The 19861-nt window shown below is 31.4% G+C and carries 17 protein-coding genes and 1 pseudogene; 14 read left to right on the forward strand and 4 right to left on the reverse strand.

The window, feature by feature from the left end; translation table 11 throughout:
* Positions 1 to 163: 163 nt before the first annotated feature.
* The 11 genes and pseudogenes from B5E58_RS06080 to gpmI all read left to right on the forward strand — a co-directional run bounded on the left by B5E58_RS06080 (position 164) and on the right by gpmI (position 11854).
* Positions 164 to 838 (forward strand): annotated as a pseudogene (locus B5E58_RS06080) (response regulator transcription factor).
* Positions 835 to 2070, forward strand: a complete 1236-nt coding sequence (locus B5E58_RS06085) for a sensor histidine kinase (RefSeq protein WP_088108801.1) — start codon at positions 835 to 837, stop codon at positions 2068 to 2070. Before B5E58_RS06080 ends, B5E58_RS06085 begins: the two are co-directional and overlap by 4 nt.
* Before the next feature lie 83 nt (positions 2071 to 2153).
* Positions 2154 to 2768 carry a GTP pyrophosphokinase gene (locus B5E58_RS06090; protein ID WP_242956614.1) on the forward strand — a complete coding sequence of 205 codons (615 nt, stop codon included), beginning with the start codon at positions 2154 to 2156 and terminating at the stop codon, positions 2766 to 2768.
* Positions 2769 to 2870: 102 nt separating this feature from the next.
* Complete coding sequence (locus tag B5E58_RS06095; RefSeq protein WP_088108802.1) at positions 2871 to 3590, forward strand: polyphosphate polymerase domain-containing protein; 720 nt, start codon at positions 2871 to 2873, stop codon at positions 3588 to 3590.
* A complete protein-coding gene (locus tag B5E58_RS06100) occupies positions 3583 to 4278 on the forward strand; it encodes a DUF4956 domain-containing protein (RefSeq protein ID WP_088108803.1) in 696 nt (231 codons plus the stop codon). The genes B5E58_RS06095 and B5E58_RS06100 overlap by 8 nt, the downstream gene beginning before the upstream one ends.
* Before the next feature lie 12 nt (positions 4279 to 4290).
* Complete coding sequence (locus B5E58_RS06105) at positions 4291 to 6189, forward strand: carbohydrate-binding domain-containing protein (protein ID WP_088108804.1); 1899 nt, start codon at positions 4291 to 4293, stop codon at positions 6187 to 6189.
* 71 nt (positions 6190 to 6260) lie between these two features.
* A complete protein-coding gene (locus tag B5E58_RS06110) occupies positions 6261 to 6623 on the forward strand; it encodes a C-GCAxxG-C-C family (seleno)protein (protein ID WP_088108805.1) in 363 nt (120 codons plus the stop codon).
* A 341-nt stretch (positions 6624 to 6964) separates the two neighbouring features.
* Positions 6965 to 7996 (forward strand): sugar-binding transcriptional regulator, encoded by a 1032-nt coding sequence (locus B5E58_RS06115; protein ID WP_088108806.1) that lies wholly within the window; start codon positions 6965 to 6967, stop codon positions 7994 to 7996.
* 225 nt (positions 7997 to 8221) lie between these two features.
* Positions 8222 to 9418 carry a phosphoglycerate kinase gene (locus B5E58_RS06120; RefSeq protein ID WP_088108807.1) on the forward strand — a complete coding sequence of 399 codons (1197 nt, stop codon included), beginning with the start codon at positions 8222 to 8224 and terminating at the stop codon, positions 9416 to 9418.
* A gap of 49 nt (positions 9419 to 9467) precedes the next feature.
* Positions 9468 to 10211: a triose-phosphate isomerase gene (gene tpiA / locus B5E58_RS06125; RefSeq protein ID WP_088108808.1), complete on the forward strand. Its 744-nt coding sequence runs from the start codon at positions 9468 to 9470 to the stop codon at positions 10209 to 10211.
* A 98-nt stretch (positions 10212 to 10309) separates the two neighbouring features.
* A complete protein-coding gene (gene gpmI / locus B5E58_RS06130; protein ID WP_088108809.1) occupies positions 10310 to 11854 on the forward strand; it encodes a 2,3-bisphosphoglycerate-independent phosphoglycerate mutase in 1545 nt (514 codons plus the stop codon).
* 42 nt (positions 11855 to 11896) lie between these two features.
* On the opposite strand, the gene B5E58_RS06135 is transcribed toward gpmI, so the two are convergent.
* A complete protein-coding gene (locus tag B5E58_RS06135) occupies positions 11897 to 12439 on the reverse strand; it encodes a hypothetical protein (RefSeq protein WP_088108810.1) in 543 nt (180 codons plus the stop codon).
* Between the two features lie 129 nt (positions 12440 to 12568).
* On the opposite strand from B5E58_RS06135, the gene eno reads away from it, so the two are divergent.
* Positions 12569 to 13879 (forward strand): phosphopyruvate hydratase, encoded by a 1311-nt coding sequence (gene eno / locus B5E58_RS06140; protein WP_088108811.1) that lies wholly within the window; start codon positions 12569 to 12571, stop codon positions 13877 to 13879.
* Between the two features lie 41 nt (positions 13880 to 13920).
* Here eno and B5E58_RS06145 read toward each other — a convergent pair whose 3' ends face one another.
* From B5E58_RS06145 to B5E58_RS06155, 3 genes are all read right to left on the reverse strand, one after another.
* A complete protein-coding gene (locus B5E58_RS06145; protein ID WP_088108812.1) occupies positions 13921 to 16104 on the reverse strand; it encodes a hypothetical protein in 2184 nt (727 codons plus the stop codon).
* A 131-nt stretch (positions 16105 to 16235) separates the two neighbouring features.
* Positions 16236 to 17564: an MATE family efflux transporter gene (locus B5E58_RS06150; protein ID WP_088108813.1), complete on the reverse strand. Its 1329-nt coding sequence runs from the start codon at positions 17562 to 17564 to the stop codon at positions 16236 to 16238.
* A gap of 14 nt (positions 17565 to 17578) precedes the next feature.
* Positions 17579 to 18910, reverse strand: coding sequence for an MATE family efflux transporter (locus B5E58_RS06155; RefSeq protein WP_088108959.1), 1332 nt, complete (start codon positions 18908 to 18910; stop codon positions 17579 to 17581).
* Positions 18911 to 19149: 239 nt separating this feature from the next.
* On the opposite strand from B5E58_RS06155, the gene B5E58_RS06160 reads away from it, so the two are divergent.
* Both B5E58_RS06160 and scfA read left to right on the forward strand, forming a co-directional pair.
* On the forward strand, positions 19150 to 19563 hold the full coding sequence (locus B5E58_RS06160; RefSeq protein WP_088108814.1) for a TIGR04086 family membrane protein: 414 nt from the start codon (positions 19150 to 19152) through the stop codon (positions 19561 to 19563).
* A 138-nt stretch (positions 19564 to 19701) separates the two neighbouring features.
* Positions 19702 to 19842 (forward strand): six-cysteine ranthipeptide SCIFF, encoded by a 141-nt coding sequence (scfA, locus tag B5E58_RS06165; protein ID WP_088108815.1) that lies wholly within the window; start codon positions 19702 to 19704, stop codon positions 19840 to 19842.
* The last annotated feature ends 19 nt before the right edge of the window (positions 19843 to 19861 follow it).

Consider the following 19861-nt stretch of genomic DNA (forward strand, 5'->3'; position numbering starts at 1 on the left):
ATGATAAAATTGAAAATTCTTATTTTTATGGATTTTTTATAAAATATAATATATATTTTCTTAATATATAAGAATATAAAATTATATTTTAGATATTTAATCAAATTTTAAGGTTTGTTTAAGGTATGTATGATAATGTTTAAATATAAAGGAGGTAATAAAAATGAGATTGCTTTTGGCTGAAGATGAAAAAGAGCTTTCAAAAGCCCTTACAGCTATACTTGTACATAATAATTATTCTGTTGATGCTGTATATAATGGTAGAGAGGCTCTTGAATATATAAATTGTGAAAATTATGATGGTGTTATATTAGATATTATGATGCCTGAAATAGATGGAATTACTGTTTTAAAAAATATAAGAGAAAAGGGGAATAGTGTCCCTGTTATAATGCTTACTGCAAAATCTGAAATAGATGACAGAGTTTTGGGGCTTGATTGTGGTGCTGATGATTATTTGACAAAACCTTTTGCTATGAAAGAATTGCTTGCAAGAATAAGGGCTATGACACGAAGACAAGATGAGATTACAAATTCTGTTTTAAAATTTTCAAATATATCATTAAATCGTGCTACATTTGAATTGTATTCTGATACAGGTTCTTTTAGATTGGCAAATAAAGAATTTCAAATGTTAGAAATGCTTATGACAAATCCAAGACATCTTATATCAACAGAAAGATTTATGGAAAAAATATGGGGCTATGACAGTTAAGCTGAAATAAATGTTGTTTGGGTGTATATATCCTATCTTAGAAAAAAATTATCAGCTATAAATGCAAAAGTTAATATAAAAGCTACAAGAAATGCAGGGTATTCTTTGGAGGAGTTTTTATGATAGAAAGACTAAGAAAGAGATTTATAATTATAACAATGATTTCTGTTACAATTGTAATAACCCTTGTAATGTCTTGTATAAATATATCAAACTATATGCAGATAAATAAACGAGCTGATGCAATGCTTCAATATATAGCAAATAATGATGGTGTGATACCAAGACATGATAAAAACTTTTATGAAAAAAATAATAATGAAGATTATGATATACCTAAAATTACACCTGAAACTCCTTTTTCAACTAGGTTTTTTACAGTTAATATAAATGATGATGGAGTTATAAGTACTATTGATACAGGAAATATTGCTGCTATAACATCTACAGATGCAGAAAATTATGCTTATGAAATATATAATAAGGGGGATAAAGTAGGATTTTTTGATATATATAGATATTCCGCCATTGATAGTGAAAATGGAATGCTTATGATTTTTCTTGACTGTCAAAAAGATATAGAAACTTTTAAAACCTTCCTTATAAATAGTATAGTTGTATCTATGATTTGTATAGTTGCTGTTTTTATACTTGTTGTTGTACTTTCAAAGAAAGCTATAAGACCTATTGCAGAAAGTTATGAAAAACAGAAAAGATTTATAACTGATGCAGGTCATGAAATAAAAACACCTTTAGCTATAATAAGTGCCAATACAGAGGTTATAGAACTTACTTCCGGTGAAAATGAATGGACAAGAAGCATACAAAATCAGATAAAACGACTTACAAAGCTTACATCAAATCTTGTTTCTCTTGCCAGAATGGACGAGGAAGGACAGAAAATAGAAATGTCTGATTTTTCATTTTCAGAACTTTTAATTGAAACAGCAAGTCCTTTTGAAGCAGTTGCAGCCTCAAAAAATGTTAATTTTAAAGTTGAAGTTGATGACAATATTTTTATGTATGGAAATTCAGAAAATATAAGACAATTAATTTCAATATTACTTGATAATGCTTTTAAGTATGTTTCTGATTGTGGAAATATAATTTTAAAACTTAATAAAAAGGGAAAGCGTATAAATATGAGTCTATACAACGATACAGACAATATACAGAAAGGAAATCTTGATATACTTTTTGAGAGATTTTATAGAATAGATAATTCAAGAAACAGTGAAAAAGGGGGATATGGTATAGGTCTTTCAATAGCTAAAGCTATTGTTGATATTCATAAAGGTAAAATACATGCAGAAAGTGTTGATGGAAAATCAATAGAATTTACTGTTAGTTTTTAAAAAAGACTGTGCAATAATATGCACAGTCTTTTTTAAGTTGATTTAATGTATAAGATATAAAATTGTTTTGAGGTGATTTTACAATGGAAAATATAACTTTTGAAGATAGAGAATTTTATAAAGATGAACTTTCAAATTTATTGTTGGCTGAAAAAATTGTATTAAACAGAATAGAAGAACATAGGAAATTAATTTATAAAAAAAATAATGGTATTGATTATATAGAGCATTATAAATCAAGGATAAAAAGTGCAAAGAGTATTAAAGATAAATTGAAAAAAAGAAATCTTCCTGTAAATTTAGAGTCTGCTTTAAATATTCTTAATGATGCTGTGGGTATACGTATTATATGTAAATTTATTGATGATGTTTATAGTGTTTATAAATGGATTGAAAATGATGATTTTTTTACAGTTATAAATGTGAAAGATTATATAAAAAATCCTAAATCTAATGGATATAGAAGTTTACACATTATTGTGGCTGTTAATATAAATGATAACAGAAGTATAAATGTTGAAATACAAATAAGAACAATAGCTCTTGATTGTTGGGCTAGCCTTGAACATCAGATGAAATATAAAAAGAATATTAAAAATCAAAAATTAATAGAAAAAGAATTGAAAAGATGTGCTGATGAGATAGCTTCAACAGATTTATCAATGCAAACTTTAAGAGAGGTTATATTGGAAAATTAAAAATTTTAATTATATTTTAATTGTGTTTTAAATTTGATTTTAAGTTGATTTTAGGTAAAATTGATAAACTCTTTTTGTAAAAATTAAGAGAGGAGAGTTTATATGGGGTATAAGAATACATTTGAAAGATTTGAAATAAAATTTATTTTAAACTTAAACCAATACAATGAAATAAAAAATGTTTTGTATAAATATATGAAGGGGGATGAATACGGAAACAGTACAATATGTAATGTATATTATGATACACCGGATAAACTTATAATAAGAAGGTCTTTGGAAAAACCTGTATATAAAGAAAAATTAAGAGTTAGGAGCTATGGTGTATCAGATAAAAATAATAATGTTTTTGTTGAACTCAAAAAGAAATATAAGGGTATTGTTTATAAGAGACGTACAGAGATGACACTTCAACAGTCAGAATTATATCTTGGTGGGGATATAAATTTTGAAAAATCTTCTCAGATAATGAATGAGATTGATTATTTTATAAAGTTTTATAAAAATATAGAACCTTCTATTTTTATATCTTATGAAAGAGAAGCGTTTTTTGGAAAATATGATGATAGTTTTAGAATAACATTTGATAGGAACATAATATGGAGAGATTATGACATTTCTCTTGATAAAGGTGTTTATGGAAACAAACTTATTGATGAAAATACTGTGCTTATGGAGGTTAAAACATCAGAGGGAATACCTCTTTGGTTATTAAAAATACTAAGTAGAAACCATATATATAAAACATCTTTTTCAAAGTATGGAAATGCTTATAAATATATTATTAATAATAATTTAAAAGGGGGAACAAAGATTGCTTGACACAATTTTTAATGGGGTATTTGATACAACCTTACAAGTAAATGTATCTATTGATAAATTTATGATTTGTATTATTTCATCAGTTATATGTGGTATTGTAACAGCTTTTGCATATACAAGAAAAGGAAGATATACATCAGGTTTTGTTGCAACTCTCGCATCATTACCACCTGTCGTATGTGTTGTTATAATGGCTGTAAATGGTAATATAGGTGCTGGAGTTGCTGTTGCTGGAGCTTTTAGTCTTGTAAGATTTCGTTCTGTTCCGGGAACTGCAAAGGAGATATGTGCTATATTTGTGGCAATGGGAACAGGTCTTGTTTCAGGAATGGGATATATTGCATATGCTATTTTATTTTCGGTTTTGATGGGAATACTTACAGTAATATATTCAAATATGGATTTTGGTGCGGAAAAATCAAAGAAACGTGAAAAAACAATGTCTATAACAATTCCTGAAGATTTGGATTATACAAGTATATTTGATGATATATTTGCAACATATACAAAAAAATATGAGCTTGTAAATGTGAAAACGACAAATATGGGAAGTCTTTTTAAATTGACATACAATATTATACTTAACAATGAAGATTGTGAGAAAAAACTTATAGATGCAGTTCGTGTTAGAAATGGAAATCTTGAGATAGTTTCATCATACAGAGATATGGGAACATATGAGTTATAGGAGGAATTTTTTATGAAGAGAAAGCTACTTACATCTGTAATGATTATCACTTTTTTGATATCATTATTTACAGGTTGTAATGGTAATACAAATAGTAATTCGGAACAAAATAATAGTAATCAGGTTGAAACTTTGGAAAGTGAAAATGCAGGTATACTTGATACATCAAATATGTTTACAGATGAAGATATGAACATATCATATGATGAAAGTACAGCTTTAAAAATAAATCTTTCTGATATAAATTCTATTGAAATAGGAAATGGAGTTTCTGTTGAAAATGGAGTTGTTACAATTTCATCAGGTGGTACATATATATTAAGTGGAAGTTTATCAGAAGGACAGTTAGTTGTTGATATAACAAATAAAGATGATGTTAAAATTGTTTTGGATAATGTTGATATAACAAGTAGTTCATCTGCACCTTTATATATAAAAGAGGCTGGAAACGTTTATGTTACAATGTCTGAAAATTCAGTCAACACTCTTTCAAATACAGGAGAATTTTTAAGTGACGGAGAAAATAACATTGATGGTGTTGTATTTTCAAAATCAGATATAACATTTAACGGAAATGGTATATTAAATATAAATACAAATACAGAATATGGTCATGGCATTGTGTCAAAGGATAGTGTTATATTTACTAGCGGAACATATAATATAAATTCCTCAGGTCATGGAATTTCAGGAAAAGATGATGTAAGAATTGCTTATGGTGATTTTGTTATAAATTCAGGTAAAGACGGAATACACAGTGAAAATTCAGATGACGCTTCAAAAGGTTATGTTTATATTGTTGATGGAACATATAATATAAATTCTGGATATGATGGAATAGATGGTGTATATACTGTACAGATAAATTCAGGTGAATTTAATATTGTATCTGGTGGAGGAAGCGAAAACACAGAAATTACTTACAGTGAAAGTGGAGATACGGCCAGTACAAAAGGTATAAAATCTGACGAAGATATGTTTATAAATAATGGTAAATATAATATTAATTCCTATGATGATGCAATACATTCAAATGGAAATATATTTATAAATAACGGAACATTTAGCATAATGACAGGTGATGACGGTATTCATTCAGATTTAGAAGTTACTGTGAATGGTGGAGATATAAATATATCAAAATCATATGAAGGAATAGAAGGTCAAACAGTAAATATAGAAAATGGAAATATTTATATTATGTCTGATGATGACGGTATAAATTCAGCCGGCGGAAATGATTCATCAGGAATTGCTGATAGACAAGGAAGAATGAAAGATAGTTTTGCTGTAAATGAAAATTGCAATATAAATATAAAGGGCGGAAATATAACAATAAATGCTGAAGGTGACGGCATAGACTCCAATGGAAATCTTTATATTACAGGTGGAGAAACATATATTTATGCTTCTGAAAGAGGAGGAAATGGAGCTTTAGACTATAATGGAGAGGGCACAATCACAGGAGGAATTGTTGCTGCTTCTGGTATAAGTGGAATGATGCAGAATTTTGGTGAAAATTCAACTCAAGGCTCTATACTTTTATCTTCACAAAGTATGCAAAGTGGAGTTGTCTCTGTTACAGACAGTAATGGAAATAGTATTATAGAGTTTCAACCAGAAAAACAATATAATAGTATTGTTGTAAGCACTCCGGATATTATTGACGGTGGAACATATAATATAAATATGGGAACAGAAAATACAAGTGTTACAATGAGTGGTCTTATATATGGAAGTGGTGAAAATATGGGAGGTCATGGCGGTAGAGGTATGAGCCCTAACGGACAAATTCCAGAAAAAACAAATGGAGAGAGACCGGAAGGAGAGCCTAAAGAATTTAATGGAGAAGAACCAAAAGAGCCTCCACAGATGAGAGATAATGCTAATGCAAATGATACACAACAATAAATTTAATATTTCGGTTTAACATAATATTTTAAAAAACATACTATATTATAAAAATATATATTGGTGATACTATGAAAGATACTGCTCTTAGGCTTTATAGTGAAGGTTATAGTTGTTCATTATGTATTTTTAAGGCGGCAGAAATTAAATACAATGTAAAAGTATCTGATGATTTTGAAAAAGGTATAAATCTTATAAATAATGGTTTTGGATTTTGTGGTATGTGTGGCGTTGTAATATCTGCTGTAATAGTTTTGGGAATGATACTTGATGAATATGAATGTAGAGAATGTAGAGCGAAATTTTTTGATATGTTTTTTGAAAAATATAAATATACCGACTGTGGAAGACTTTCGGAAGGTAGAAATGATTGTTGCCACATTATAGAATTTGTGTGTGACATATTAGAAAATATCATAAGTGAGTATAAATGAAAACCATAAGGGTATTGTCAAAAAAATACCCTTATGGTTTTATATATAATGCATAATTATGCTAAATATATAATAAAAAATATGGAGCTAAACGAAATAGTTGTTAAATTGTACAAATTTTTATACAAAAACAACTTTTTTGGCTATTTTGTATAATTTTTTGAAGGTAATATACTATGATTTTACATAATGACTATAAATAAAGTGTTGAATTTTTTGGAAGACAGTAGTATACTAACCATAGACTTACTTAAGGGTGATTTAAGTAAGTATTATTTTTAAAGCACGTGGGACATAAAATATACAATAGGGACATATTATGTCCCGACAGGGGTGAGTTTATGGAAAATATAGTGTTTATGATAGAAAAATTAATACCTGACCAAATGGAAGTATTTGCAAGAAGATATAAGGTATTAAAAACAATAAACATTTTCCAGCCTGTTGGAAGAAGAACAATAGCCTCATATCTTGATATCACAGAGCGAACGGTTAGAGGTGATATTGAGAAACTTGCCGAAAAAGGCCTTGTTACTGTTTCAAAGGTGGGTATAAACATCACTGAAAGCGGGATAGAAATTATTAATGGACTGGAGGATACGGTAAAAGAATATAACGGTCTTTCGGTTCTTGAGAAAAAAGTTGAAAATATTTTGGGGATTAAAAAGGTTCATATAGTGCAAGGTAATTACGATGAAAATCCAGGGGTAAAGATTGAAATCGGAAGAGTTGCCGGAAAAGTGCTTATGACAGTCGTAAATGAGGAAAGCATAATTGCTGTTACCGGGGGAACAACAGTTGCTGCTATTGTTGATGGTATAAGTGAATATGCTACAAAGAAAGCAGGAATGGTGGTGCCTGCTAGAGGTAGTGTTGGAAGAATAATAGAGCTTCAGAGCGATACTCTTGCTGCAAGACTTGCCGAAAAACTTTCAGCAGGGTACAGACTTTTGAATATCCCCGACACTATGAGTTCACGGGCTTTAAATGAGGTAATGAATGAGCCTTCTATAAAAAAGACAATGTCAAGTATGAACAAAGCGGATATATTAGTTTTCGGGCTTGGGGAAGCCTTGGAAATGGCTAAAAAGAGAAGGGTATCCGATGATGTTTATGAAAAACTTGCTGAGAAAAAAGCTGTTGCCGAGGCTTTTGGATATTATTTTAACGGACAAGGGGATGTTGTCTATGAATCAAATTCTGCTGGTTTAAGTTTTGATGACCTTTGCAGAATACCATTTATACTTGCAGCAGCAGGTGGAAAAAAGAAGGCACAAGGAATAGTGGCAGTCTGTAAAAACCTTCCAGATATGACAATAGTCATTGACGAAGGTGCTGCAAAAGGTATTTTAGAACTTAAAGAAATAAAGTAACAATTATTGCTGATTTTGGTTGCTTATGCTAAAATACTATTAGGCTGTGTACTGTTAAAACACATTTTTATGACAGCTCGGATAGACACAGTATTATAATTAAACTTGCGGAGAAGGTATTTTATTTATTTTTCGCAGTAAAATAATATTAGGAACTCCTTGTACAAGCTGTTCCAAAAATGAATTTTAATAATTCATAATTTTATTTAACCGGAGGGAGAAAACATGTTAAACAAAAAATCAGTAGACGACTTAAATGTAAAAGGTAAAAAGGTACTCGTAAGATGTGACTTCAATGTTCCAATCATCGATGGAAAAATTACAGATGAGAACAGAATCGTTGCTGCTCTTCCTACAATCAAAAAACTTATAGCTGACGGCGGAAAAGTTATTTTATGCTCACACATGGGTAAACCAAAGGGAGAACCAAAACCAGAGCTTTCACTTGCACCTGTTGCTGTAAGATTATCAGAAAAACTTGGTGTTAATGTTGTTTTTGCTAAAGATGACAACGTTGTAGGCGAAAATGCTAAAAAAGCTGTTGCTGAAATGAAAGACGGAGATGTTGTTCTTCTTGAAAACACACGTTATAGAAAAGAAGAAACAAAGAACGAAGAAAACTTCAGCAAAGAACTTGCTAGCCTTGCAGATGTATATGTAAACGATGCTTTCGGTTCAAGCCACAGAGCTCATTGTTCAACTGTTGGTGTTACAAACTATGTAAGTGAATCAGCTGTTGGATACCTTATGGATAAAGAAATCGCTTTCCTTGGAAACGCTGTTGAAAATCCAGTAAGACCATTTGTTGCTATACTTGGTGGTGCTAAAGTTTCTGATAAAATCAATGTAATTAACAACCTTCTTGATAAAGTTGATACACTTATCATCGGTGGTGGTATGGCTTACACATTCGCTGTTGCACAGGGTGGTAAAGTTGGTAAATCACTTCTTGAGCTTGACAAAGTTGACTATGCTAAAGAAATGATGAAAAAAGCAGAAGAGAAAGGTGTTAAATTACTCCTTCCAATAGATACAGTTATTTCTCAGGAATTTAAAAACGATGCAGAAACAAAAGTTGTTCCTACACTTGAAATCCCAGATGATTGGGAAGGTCTTGACATTGGACCAGAAACAAGAAAACTTTATGCTGATGCATTAAAAGGTGCTAAAACAGTTATCTGGAACGGACCTATGGGTGTATTCGAAATGCCTACATTTGCAAAAGGTACAATAGCTGTTGCTGAAGCTATGGCTAACCTTGAAGGTGCTACAACAATCATCGGTGGTGGTGACTCTGCTGCTGCTGTTAACCAGCTTGGATTTGGTGATAAGATGAGCCATATCTCAACAGGTGGCGGTGCTTCTCTTGAATTCCTTGAAGGAAAAGAATTACCAGGTGTTGCAGCTGTTAATGACAAATAATTAAAATAATACTTATATAATCACCATTTTGAAAGGAAGAGAAAGTCTTATGAGAAAGAAAATAGTAGCAGGAAACTGGAAAATGAATAAAACTCCACAGGAAGCTTTAGCTCTTGTTGAACTTTTAAAAGATAAAGTTAACACAGATAAAGTTGACGTAGTATTCTGCGTACCTGCAGTTGACCTTATACCTGTACTTGATGCAGTTAAAGGAACAAATATCGCTATCGGAGCACAGAATATGTTCTACGAAGAAAGCGGAGCATATACAGGTGAAATCTCTCCTTCAATGCTTACAGAAATCGGAGTAAAATATGTTGTTATTGGACACTCTGAAAGAAGAGAATATTTTGCTGAAACAGATGAAACTGTAAACAAAAAAGTTAAAAAAGCTATCGAGCATGGTATAACACCTATCATGTGCTGTGGTGAAACACTTGCACAGAGAGAACTTGGTATAGCTGTTGATTTCATCAGAACACAGATTAAGAGCGGTCTTGCTGGTGTTAGTGCTGATGATGTTAAAAAAGTTGTTATCGCTTATGAACCAATCTGGGCTATTGGAACAGGTAAAACAGCTACAAGTGAACAGGCTGAAGAAATCTGTGCTGCAATAAGAACAGTTCTTGGTGAAGTTTACGGTGCTGAAGTTGCTGACGAAGTTAGAATTCAGTACGGCGGAAGCGTAAACGGCAAAAACGCTGCTGAGTTATTCGCTATGCCAAACATCGACGGTGGACTTGTTGGCGGTGCAAGCCTTAAAGAAGAATTTTCACAGATTGTAAATTACTAATTTACTATATGAATTTGTTACGTAAATCTTAAAATACACGATTTACGGTATTTGGGGCGGACGTAATTGTCCGCCCTTATTTTTAGGAGGAATAAAGAATGAGTAAAAAACCAACAGTTTTAATGATACTTGACGGTTTTGGTCTTAATGACAAAACTGAAGGAAATGCAGTTAAACAGGCAAATACACCTGTTATTGATTCTATCGTTGCAAAATATCCTTGTGTAAAAGGATATGCAAGTGGTCTTGCAGTAGGTCTTCCAGACGGACAGATGGGTAACTCTGAAGTTGGACATCTCAACATGGGTGCAGGAAGAATTGTTTATCAGGAACTTACAAGAATAACAAAAGCTATTGAAGACGGAGATTTCTTCACAAATGAAGCACTTCTTGATGCTGTTGAAAACTGCAAAAAGAATGACTCAGCTCTCCACCTTTTCGGTCTTTTATCAGACGGTGGTGTTCACAGCCATAACACACATCTCTATGCACTTTTAGAGCTTGCTAAAAAACATGGTCTTACAAAAGTTTATGTTCATGCTTTCCTTGATGGTAGAGATACACCTCCTGCATCAGGTATAGATTACCTTGCAGAACTTGAAGCTAAAATGGCTGAGATTGGTGTAGGTAAAGTTGCTACAATAAGTGGTAGATACTATGCTATGGATAGAGATAAACGTTGGGAGAGAGTTCAGGTAGCTTATGACGCTATCGTTCTTGGAAAAGGAAATACAGCTCCAAGCGTTAAAGAGTGTATTGAAAAATCATATGCTGATGAAAAAACAGACGAGTTCGTTATACCTACTTGCATAGTTGACGGTGAAGGAAAACCAGTTGGAACAGTTAATGACAATGATTCAATAATATTCTTCAACTTTAGACCTGACAGAGCAAGAGAAATTACAAGAACATTCTGTGATAAAGATTTTGACGGATTTGTTAGAGAAAAATATCCTACTGTAAAATTCGTTACATTTACAGAGTATGACGTAACAATCGAAAACAAAGAAGTTGCTTTCAAACCACAGAAACTTACAAATACACTTGGTGAATATATTTCATCTCTTGGACTTAAACAGTTAAGAACAGCTGAGACAGAAAAATATGCTCACGTTACATTCTTCTTTAATGGTGGTGTTGAAGAACCAAATGAAGGTGAAGACAGACTTCTTGTTCCTTCTCCAAAGGTTGCAACATATGACCTTAAACCAGAAATGAGTGCTGTTGAAGTTACAGATGGACTTGTTGAAAAAATCGAAAGCGGAGTTTATGACCTTATAATCGTAAACTATGCTAACCCAGACATGGTTGGTCATACGGGAATTATGCCAGCAGCTATAAAAGCTGTTGAGACAGTTGACACATGTATCGGACGTGTTCTTGATGCATTATTAAAAGTTGACGGTCAGATGTTTATCTGTGCTGACCATGGTAACAGTGACCAGCTTGTAGATTATTCAACAGGTGAACCTTTTACAGCTCATACAACAAACCCTGTACCATTTATACTTGTAAACTATAAAGAGGGTGTAGGTCTTAAAGAAGGCGGAAAACTTGCTGATATAGCTCCAACACTTCTTGAAATGATGGGACTTCCACAGCCTGCTGAAATGACAGGAGAAAGTCTTCTTATAAATAAATAATTTATAAAAAATAAAGCCACAGATTATTCTGTGGCTTTTTCATTAAAATCTACCGTCAGTGTTATATAATTTTATAGTCTCAGCTCTTGTACAAAAATCTAAAATTTCAAAGTCTATTTCTTCTCCAAAAATTTCAACAGAAAGTTTTTTAAGCCAAAATATAATTTTTTCCGGTGTAACACTTTCATTTTCATTAATGAATATATGAGCATAATTTGGTTTTAATGGTTCGCTTTTAATTTCAAATATTGTTGAATTTTTTAAATCACAATCATTTATTGACCTGTATTCGTAAGGGTAATATATTGATGATATAAAGTAATCAATTTTATTTTGTTTTAATAATTTATATTTTTCTATAAATGTTGTATATTCTTTTGAGCCTTTTTCTATATATTCATTTTCTTCAATCATATTTTCAAGACCTTTAATATTATAAAAATCTAAATTGAAAAATACATCATCTTCATTTTTTTCATTTAATATTGAAAATTCAACACCATTAAGATTTTTTATATTAAATTGTCCTATGTTGTAATAAAAATACCAGTAATCTGTATGATAAATTATTATGTATTTTTTCAAAATAAACACCTCTTTTCTTTTACATAATAATACTATTTTTATATATTTTATTGAAATGAACTTATAGTTTAATTTTTCTGAATATATAAAATCTTTGGTGGAAAAATACTTAAGAAAGGAGGAGATATTTTGAAAAGTTATATTGAAATTACAGACGTTTTTGCAAGAGAAATAATAGACTCAAGAGGGAATCCAACTGTTGAAGTTGAAGTTATAACAGAAAATCAGTATATAGGAAGGGCTGCTGTTCCTTCAGGAGCATCAACAGGAGCTTTTGAAGCCTGTGAACTTCGTGATGGTGGAAAAAGATATAAGGGAAATGGTGTTTTAAATGCTGTTAAAAATGTAAATGATATAATTTCAAAAGAAATTATAGGTATGAATGCCCTTGACCAGAGAGCTATCGACAAAAAAATGATAGACCTTGATGGTACACATAATAAGTCAAAACTTGGGGCTAATGCTATTTTAGGTGTATCTATTGCAACAGCTAAATCAGCAGCTTGTGCCTTAAAAATTCCTTTATATCAATATTTAGGAGGATTTAATGCTCATGTAATGCCTGTTCCTATGATGAATATTATGAATGGTGGAAAACATGCTGATAATACAGTTGATATTCAGGAATTTATGATAATGCCTGTTGGAGCTATGAGTTTTTCAGAAGGATTAAAAATGTGTTGTGAAGTATATCATACTTTAAAAGGTGTTTTAAAATCAAAGGGACTTTCAACAGCTGTTGGAGATGAAGGAGGATTTGCACCTGATATTGCCACAGCCGATGAGGTTATTGATATAATAGGGGAGGCTGTGGAAAAAGCCGGTTATAAATTCGGTAAAGATATAAAAATTGCTTTAGACCCTGCCAGCACAGAGCTTTATAACGAGACTGACGGAATGTATCATTTCCCAGGAGAAAGTAAAATGGCTGGAAAAGATATTGTTAGAACAACTGATGAAATGATAGAGTTTTGGAAGAAACTTTCAAACAAATATCCTATTGTTTCAATAGAAGATGGTCTTGCTGAAGAAGATTGGGAAGGATGGAGAAAACTTACAAGAGAACTTGGAGATAAAGTTCAGCTTGTGGGAGATGACCTTTTTGTTACAAACACAGAGAGACTTAAAAAAGGTATAGAACAGAAAGCGGGAAATTCTATACTTGTAAAAGTAAATCAGATAGGTACTTTGACAGAAACTTTTGAGGCTGTTGAAACTGCCCAGAAAAATAATATGACAGCAGTAATTTCTCATCGTTCAGGAGAGACAGAAGATACAACTATTGCTGATATTGCTGTTGCCGTAAATGCTGGTCAGATTAAGACAGGAGCACCATGTAGAAGTGATAGAACAGCTAAATATAATAGACTTTTAAGAATAGAAGAAGAACTTTTTGGTTTATCAGAATATTTGGGAAACTGTGCTTTTAAACAGCATTAAAAAAAGAGGACTTTTAAAAGTCCTCTTTAATTTTTTATTATTTATTTTACAATCTGGAATGCTCTTGTAACAGGAGCAGCCTGATAGTTACCACCTAAAGTTACAATAGTCTGTGTATATTTTCCAGGTTCTGTTGGTGGAGTTGTTGTGCTTGAGTAAAGTCTCCATTTGCTTGTAAGTCCTGAATAAAGATATTTTACTTTTGCACCGTCTTCTGCTGTTTTACGAACTCCGTCATGCCATACATCAGCTGTAAAATCATATGTTTTAGCCTGTTCAACAGTTATTTTTGAAGGTATATCCTGATTGTATATAAGTTTTGTTCCACTCATACGCATTTTTACAAGGAGCATACCCATTCCTACACCTGTTTCATAGTTAGGGTTGTTTGCTACTGCAAATACTGTGTAAAGTCCAGCCATGTCAGGCTCACCTAAAGCAATCTTTATGTCATTTGTGCTGTCTGGAAGTTTTCCTATAACTTCTGTAAGTTTTACAAGAGCGTCAAGGTCAATTCCCTGAGATTTTACAAAATCAGCAAAGAAAGGAATTGTATTTGCAGCATTTACAAGTTTTGATACTATATCGTTTAATTCACCAAGAGTGATACCGTCCTGCATTTTTTCTGTTAATGTTTCTTCACCTATAAATGCAAGAAGCTTGTCTATAATTTCTATAAATTTGCTGTCTTCAATACCGCTTATCTGAAGATATGCAGTGGGAGCAAGACTGCTTGTAACACCGCCATATACTGTGTATATATCAAATTTATCATCAACAGAAAGTGTTACAAAATCATCAGGAAGTTTTTCATCAGCATATTTATTTGTAGTTTTAACTTTTACACTAACTTTTGCTTTGCTGATTGCAATATCAGTTTCAGCAGATGAATTTGTATGTGTTGAATTTCCGTTAAATGTTACTTTTATTTTGTATTCTCCAGCACCAATAACAGGATATTCTAAAAAGTTTACAAATCCTCCTTCAAGTGGAGCCCAGTCGTTTTTAATAAGCTGGTCAGAGCCGAGTATTTTTGCTGTTGCATAGTACTCAAAATTAAACATATCAATTGATACGCTGTCTTTTGAAGGAAGTGTTGAGTTTTCCCAATCAATAACATTGTTGAATATTTCTGTTTTCATTGCTTCAACATCTTTGTTATATGTAAATGATGAATTTGCTTTTAATACAACGCTAGATGCTGCTCTTTCAAATTCATTTACATCAACAGTTACTTCAACCTGTGAACCTTTTCTATCATCAGTTTCAGGGAGAGTAAGTCTTATTTTTTTGTCCTGTTCAGGTTTTAACTGTGTTAATCCTGTAAAATCATCAGAATTTCCTTCAAGAGGATACCATGAAAATGTTCCTTTGTGTTCAAAAGTAATATCATCAACAGTTAAATCACTTGGATTTGAATTTTCAACATCTACAACAGCATTAAAAATGTCTTCTCTAAGTCTGTCATAGTTGTATTCTGATGAGTTGTAATCATTAACATAAAGACTTACTGAATATTCTCCGCCCTTTACTACTATGTTTGAAGGTTCTTTGTTATATTTTGTAACAGTTACTTCATCTGTTGTTCCTTCAATTCTTATTTTATAACTTCCATCTTCATTGTCTGAAAGAGCAGGGTGAGTAAATGTTGTTGGAATAAACATAACTTTCTTTTCACTTGTAAATCCATTAACGCTACCCCAAGCGTCATTTTTTGCTAATCCTGTGCTACTCTTACCTTCACAGTAATATTCCCATTCTAAATCCTGTGCAGAGAAATCCTCTTTGTTTACAACAAGAGCATCAAAAAGAATTTCTTTTACTGTGCTTTCATCAGCACCATCAGGAATTATAACTTCACCGTCCTGAAGCTGAACATCTACTTCTTGTGTTTCAACTTCGTTAACTGTCATAGTCATAGGAACCGCTACGTCTTCTATAACTTCAGGTGCAGCAATTATATCTTCTGTTGGTTCTGTTACTGTTTCTGTCACTTCTTCAGCTGTCTCATCTTCTGTAATTGTTTCTTCAACTTCGTTAGTTGTAGGTTCATCTTCAACAACTGTATCTGTGTTTTCATCAACAATTACTGTTTCTTCGCTTGTAATCTCATTTGTATCTACTTCATCAGCAAAGACAGTAGCATAACCTGAAGTACAGGAAAGAGCCATTGTTAAAGCCATGCATAATGATACAAAACGATATTTGTAAGCATGTTTTTTCATAAATAAAACCCCCCGTAAAATTATAATATGTTAATAGAACATACTAATAAAAATATAATACAACATGTAAAAAAATTCAAGTTAATTATTTTTTAAACTTAAAATAAAAAACATACCTTTAAAGGTATGTTTTATAACTTATTTTTAATTTTATAATAATATAAAAATCCTGTAATGTCAGCTAATATCCAACCAATTGGTATTGCTGTCCATATTCCATAAAGACCTATTGACTTTATAGGTGAAAGTGTATATGCCAAAATCACACGCATTCCAAGGGATATTACTGTTAATATTACAGACATCATTCCCATTCCAAGACCTCTATAAAGACCATACAATATAAATAAAAGACCTATTCCAAAATAGAAAGAACCTTCTATTCTCAGATATTCAACACCTGTCTGTATTATAATATTTTCTTCAGCCTTTACAAATATAAGCATTAAATTTTTAGCAAATATAAAAACTATCACTGATATTATAATACTGAATATTACAGACATTTTTACAGCAGATTTAAGACCTTTATGTATTCTGTCTTTTTTTCCAGCCCCCATATTTTGGGCTATGTATGTTGAAAAAGCGTTTCCAAAATCTTGAACAGGCATATAAGCAAAAGAGTCTATTTTTACAGCAGCAGCAAAGGCGGCTGTAACTGTAACTCCGAAGCTATTTACAAGACCTTGTATCATAAGTATTCCGAAATTCATAACAGATTGTTGTAAACTTGTAAGGGAAGAATAATTAAGTATTCTTTTAATCATATTTTTTTCAAATTTAATATGATGTTTTTTAAGTCTTGTGTAGGGAACTTTTATAAATGAATATAGTGTTATAACAACAGCTGACACAAACTGTGCTATAACAGTTGCAAAGCCTGCACCAAATACACCCATATTGAAAATGCATACAAAAATATAATCAAGAATAATATTTAGTATGGCTGATATGGCAAGACATATAACAGGTATTGTTGAGTTTCCTATACTTCTTAAAAATGCTGAAAAAAAGTTATACACAAAAACAAACATTATACCGGAAAATATTACTGTAAGATATTCTTTGGTCATATCATAAATGACTTTATCTATTGAGAGAAGAACCATTATTTTATCAGTAAATATAAATACAATTATATTTAATATAAGAGCTGTAAAAAATATTGTTATAAAAGACATAAAAAAGCTTTTTTTAAGATTTTCCGTATCTTTAGCACCATAATACATTGAAAATAGGACTCCGCTTCCCATGCAGAGTCCTATTATTACAGATGTTATAAATACCATAAGTGAAAAAGAAGTACCTACTGCTGCAAGAGCGTTGGAGCCTATGAATTTTCCTACAATAAATGTATCAGCAATATTATAAAATTGCTGAAGAAGATTTCCAAGTATCATAGGTATAGCAAAAATAAGCATTGCTTTTGTTTCATTACCTTTAGTTAAATCTTTTTCCATTTTTATAACCGCCTTTAGTCAAGAGTTTTTATATATTTTTTATGTAATCTCATATACATTAATATACTCATAATAAGAGCAATAAATTCAGCAATAGGGAAGGCTGTCCAAACAAATGAAAGACCAAATAATTTTGACATTATATATGCAACAGGTAAAATAACAAGAAGCTGTCTTGTTATTGATATTAAAAGACTATATACAGCTTTTCCCATTGCTTGGAACACTGATGAAAATACAATGCTGACACCGGCAAACATAAAGCTTGTACTTATTATTCTTAAAGCTGGTGTACCAATTTCAAGCATTTCACTGTCTGCATTAAATATAAGTAAAAGACTTTCAGGCATAATTTGAAAAAGTATTGTACCAGCAAACATTATTGCAACTGAAACTATTATACTAAGTTTTATTGTTTTAACAATTCTTTTTCTTTTTCTTGCACCGAAATTGTATCCTACAATAGGTATCATACCATTTGTGAGACCAAATACAGGCATGAAAATAAAGTTCTGAAGTTTAAAGTAAGCTCCATATACAGATACAGCACTCTGTGAGAACATCATAAGTATTTTATTAAGACCTATTGTTAATAGAGATGTTATAGACTGCATTATTATTGCAGGGATACCTACAACATATATATCTTTTATGGCTTTTCCGCTTGGACGAAAATGTCTCATGTTTATATTTATTTTATCATTTTTCTTTGTATTTACATAGAGACCAAAAAGCATCGCTGCTATCTGACCTATTACTGTTGCAATGGCTGCTCCAGCAACACCTAATTTTGGAGCACCGAAAAGACCAAATATAAATATAGGGTCAAGTACAATGTTTATTATAGCACCTGTTCCCTGAACAATCATATTATAAAAACTGTTTCCTGTTGCTTGCATAATTCTTTCCATAGCAAGCTGAACAAATACACCAAATGAAAAAATTGTACATATTCTCAAATAATCTGCACCCATTTTTATTACATCAGGACTATTTGTAAATGCAGCTATAAATTTTTCCGAAAAAAAAGCTCCGAACAATGCAAAGGCAATACCGCTCAGAACACATACAAAAATACCATTTTCAGCTGCTGCATCAGCTTCTGAGAATTTATGCTCTCCCAATCGTCTTGATATAAGAGAGTTTATACCTACTCCCGTACCTACTGAAACAGATATAATAAGCATCTGAATTGGGAAGGCAAGAGTAACTGCTGCGAATGCATCTGTACTTACCATTGAAACAAACCAGCTATCAACAACGTTGTACAGTGCCTGTATAAGCATTGAAATCATTATAGGAACAGACATATTTACTAAGAGTTTGCCTTCAGGCATAGTCCCCATTTTGTTTTCTTTACTTACTTCCAAAAAAACACACCCTTTCAAAAATATTTATAGTTATTAAAAATTTTAAAATATTTTTAATAACATATCAAATAATTTATTTCCTATCTAAATAGGAAAAGATTTGTCGTTTATGAATTATAACATAACAGTATTAATAAGTATATAGTACTTATGGTATAAATAATTTTTTTAAGCATATTTTTTATTATAGATTTATATAAAAGGGGTTTTGTGTTATGCAAAATACAAAAAACGTCCAAAAAAGTGAGATTAAAAGTTTTTCATCATTAATGTCAGTTATAAAACCGCAGATAATAGCTTTTCTTTTTACAGCTGTTGTTTTTATAGCTCTGGCAATTATTCTTACATATACTGATTTTGATGAAAACAGAGTCCCTTTGGTGTCTCTTATATGTACAGCTTTGTCAACACTTATGGCAGGTTTTGACACTGCTTCTAATTTTGGCAAAAAGGGACTTTTGTGGGGAATAATATCAGGGATTATATATATGGCAATACTTTTTGTTATATGTATATTGTGTGGAGCCGATTTTCAATTTAATTCAGGAAAAATAACAATGATTGGAATAGCCATAGCAGGTGGAGGAATAGGCGGAGTTTTAGGTGTAAACAGAAAATCAAAGAGTTAAAATTTATATGGTAAAAATAAACTTTTCAAACCAATTTATATATGGTATAATATATCGAACATAATATATAATGCGGTAGAAATGCCTGCATTATGCTCCTATTTTAGGGGCAATCCTAATTTAAAGGGGGTAAATGTGATGAAGCATATTAAAACTTTAAACACAGCTATGCTCAAAAAAACAGCTGCAACAGGTGGTTGTGGTGAGTGCCAGACTTCTTGCCAGTCTGCTTGCAAAACATCTTGCACAGTAGCAAATCAGTCTTGCGAAAACAAATAATTATGTTTGGAAAATAAAA

The organism is Tyzzerella sp. An114 (assembly GCF_002161055.1).
GTDB lineage: Bacteria > Bacillota > Clostridia > Lachnospirales > Anaerotignaceae > Fimicola > Fimicola cottocaccae.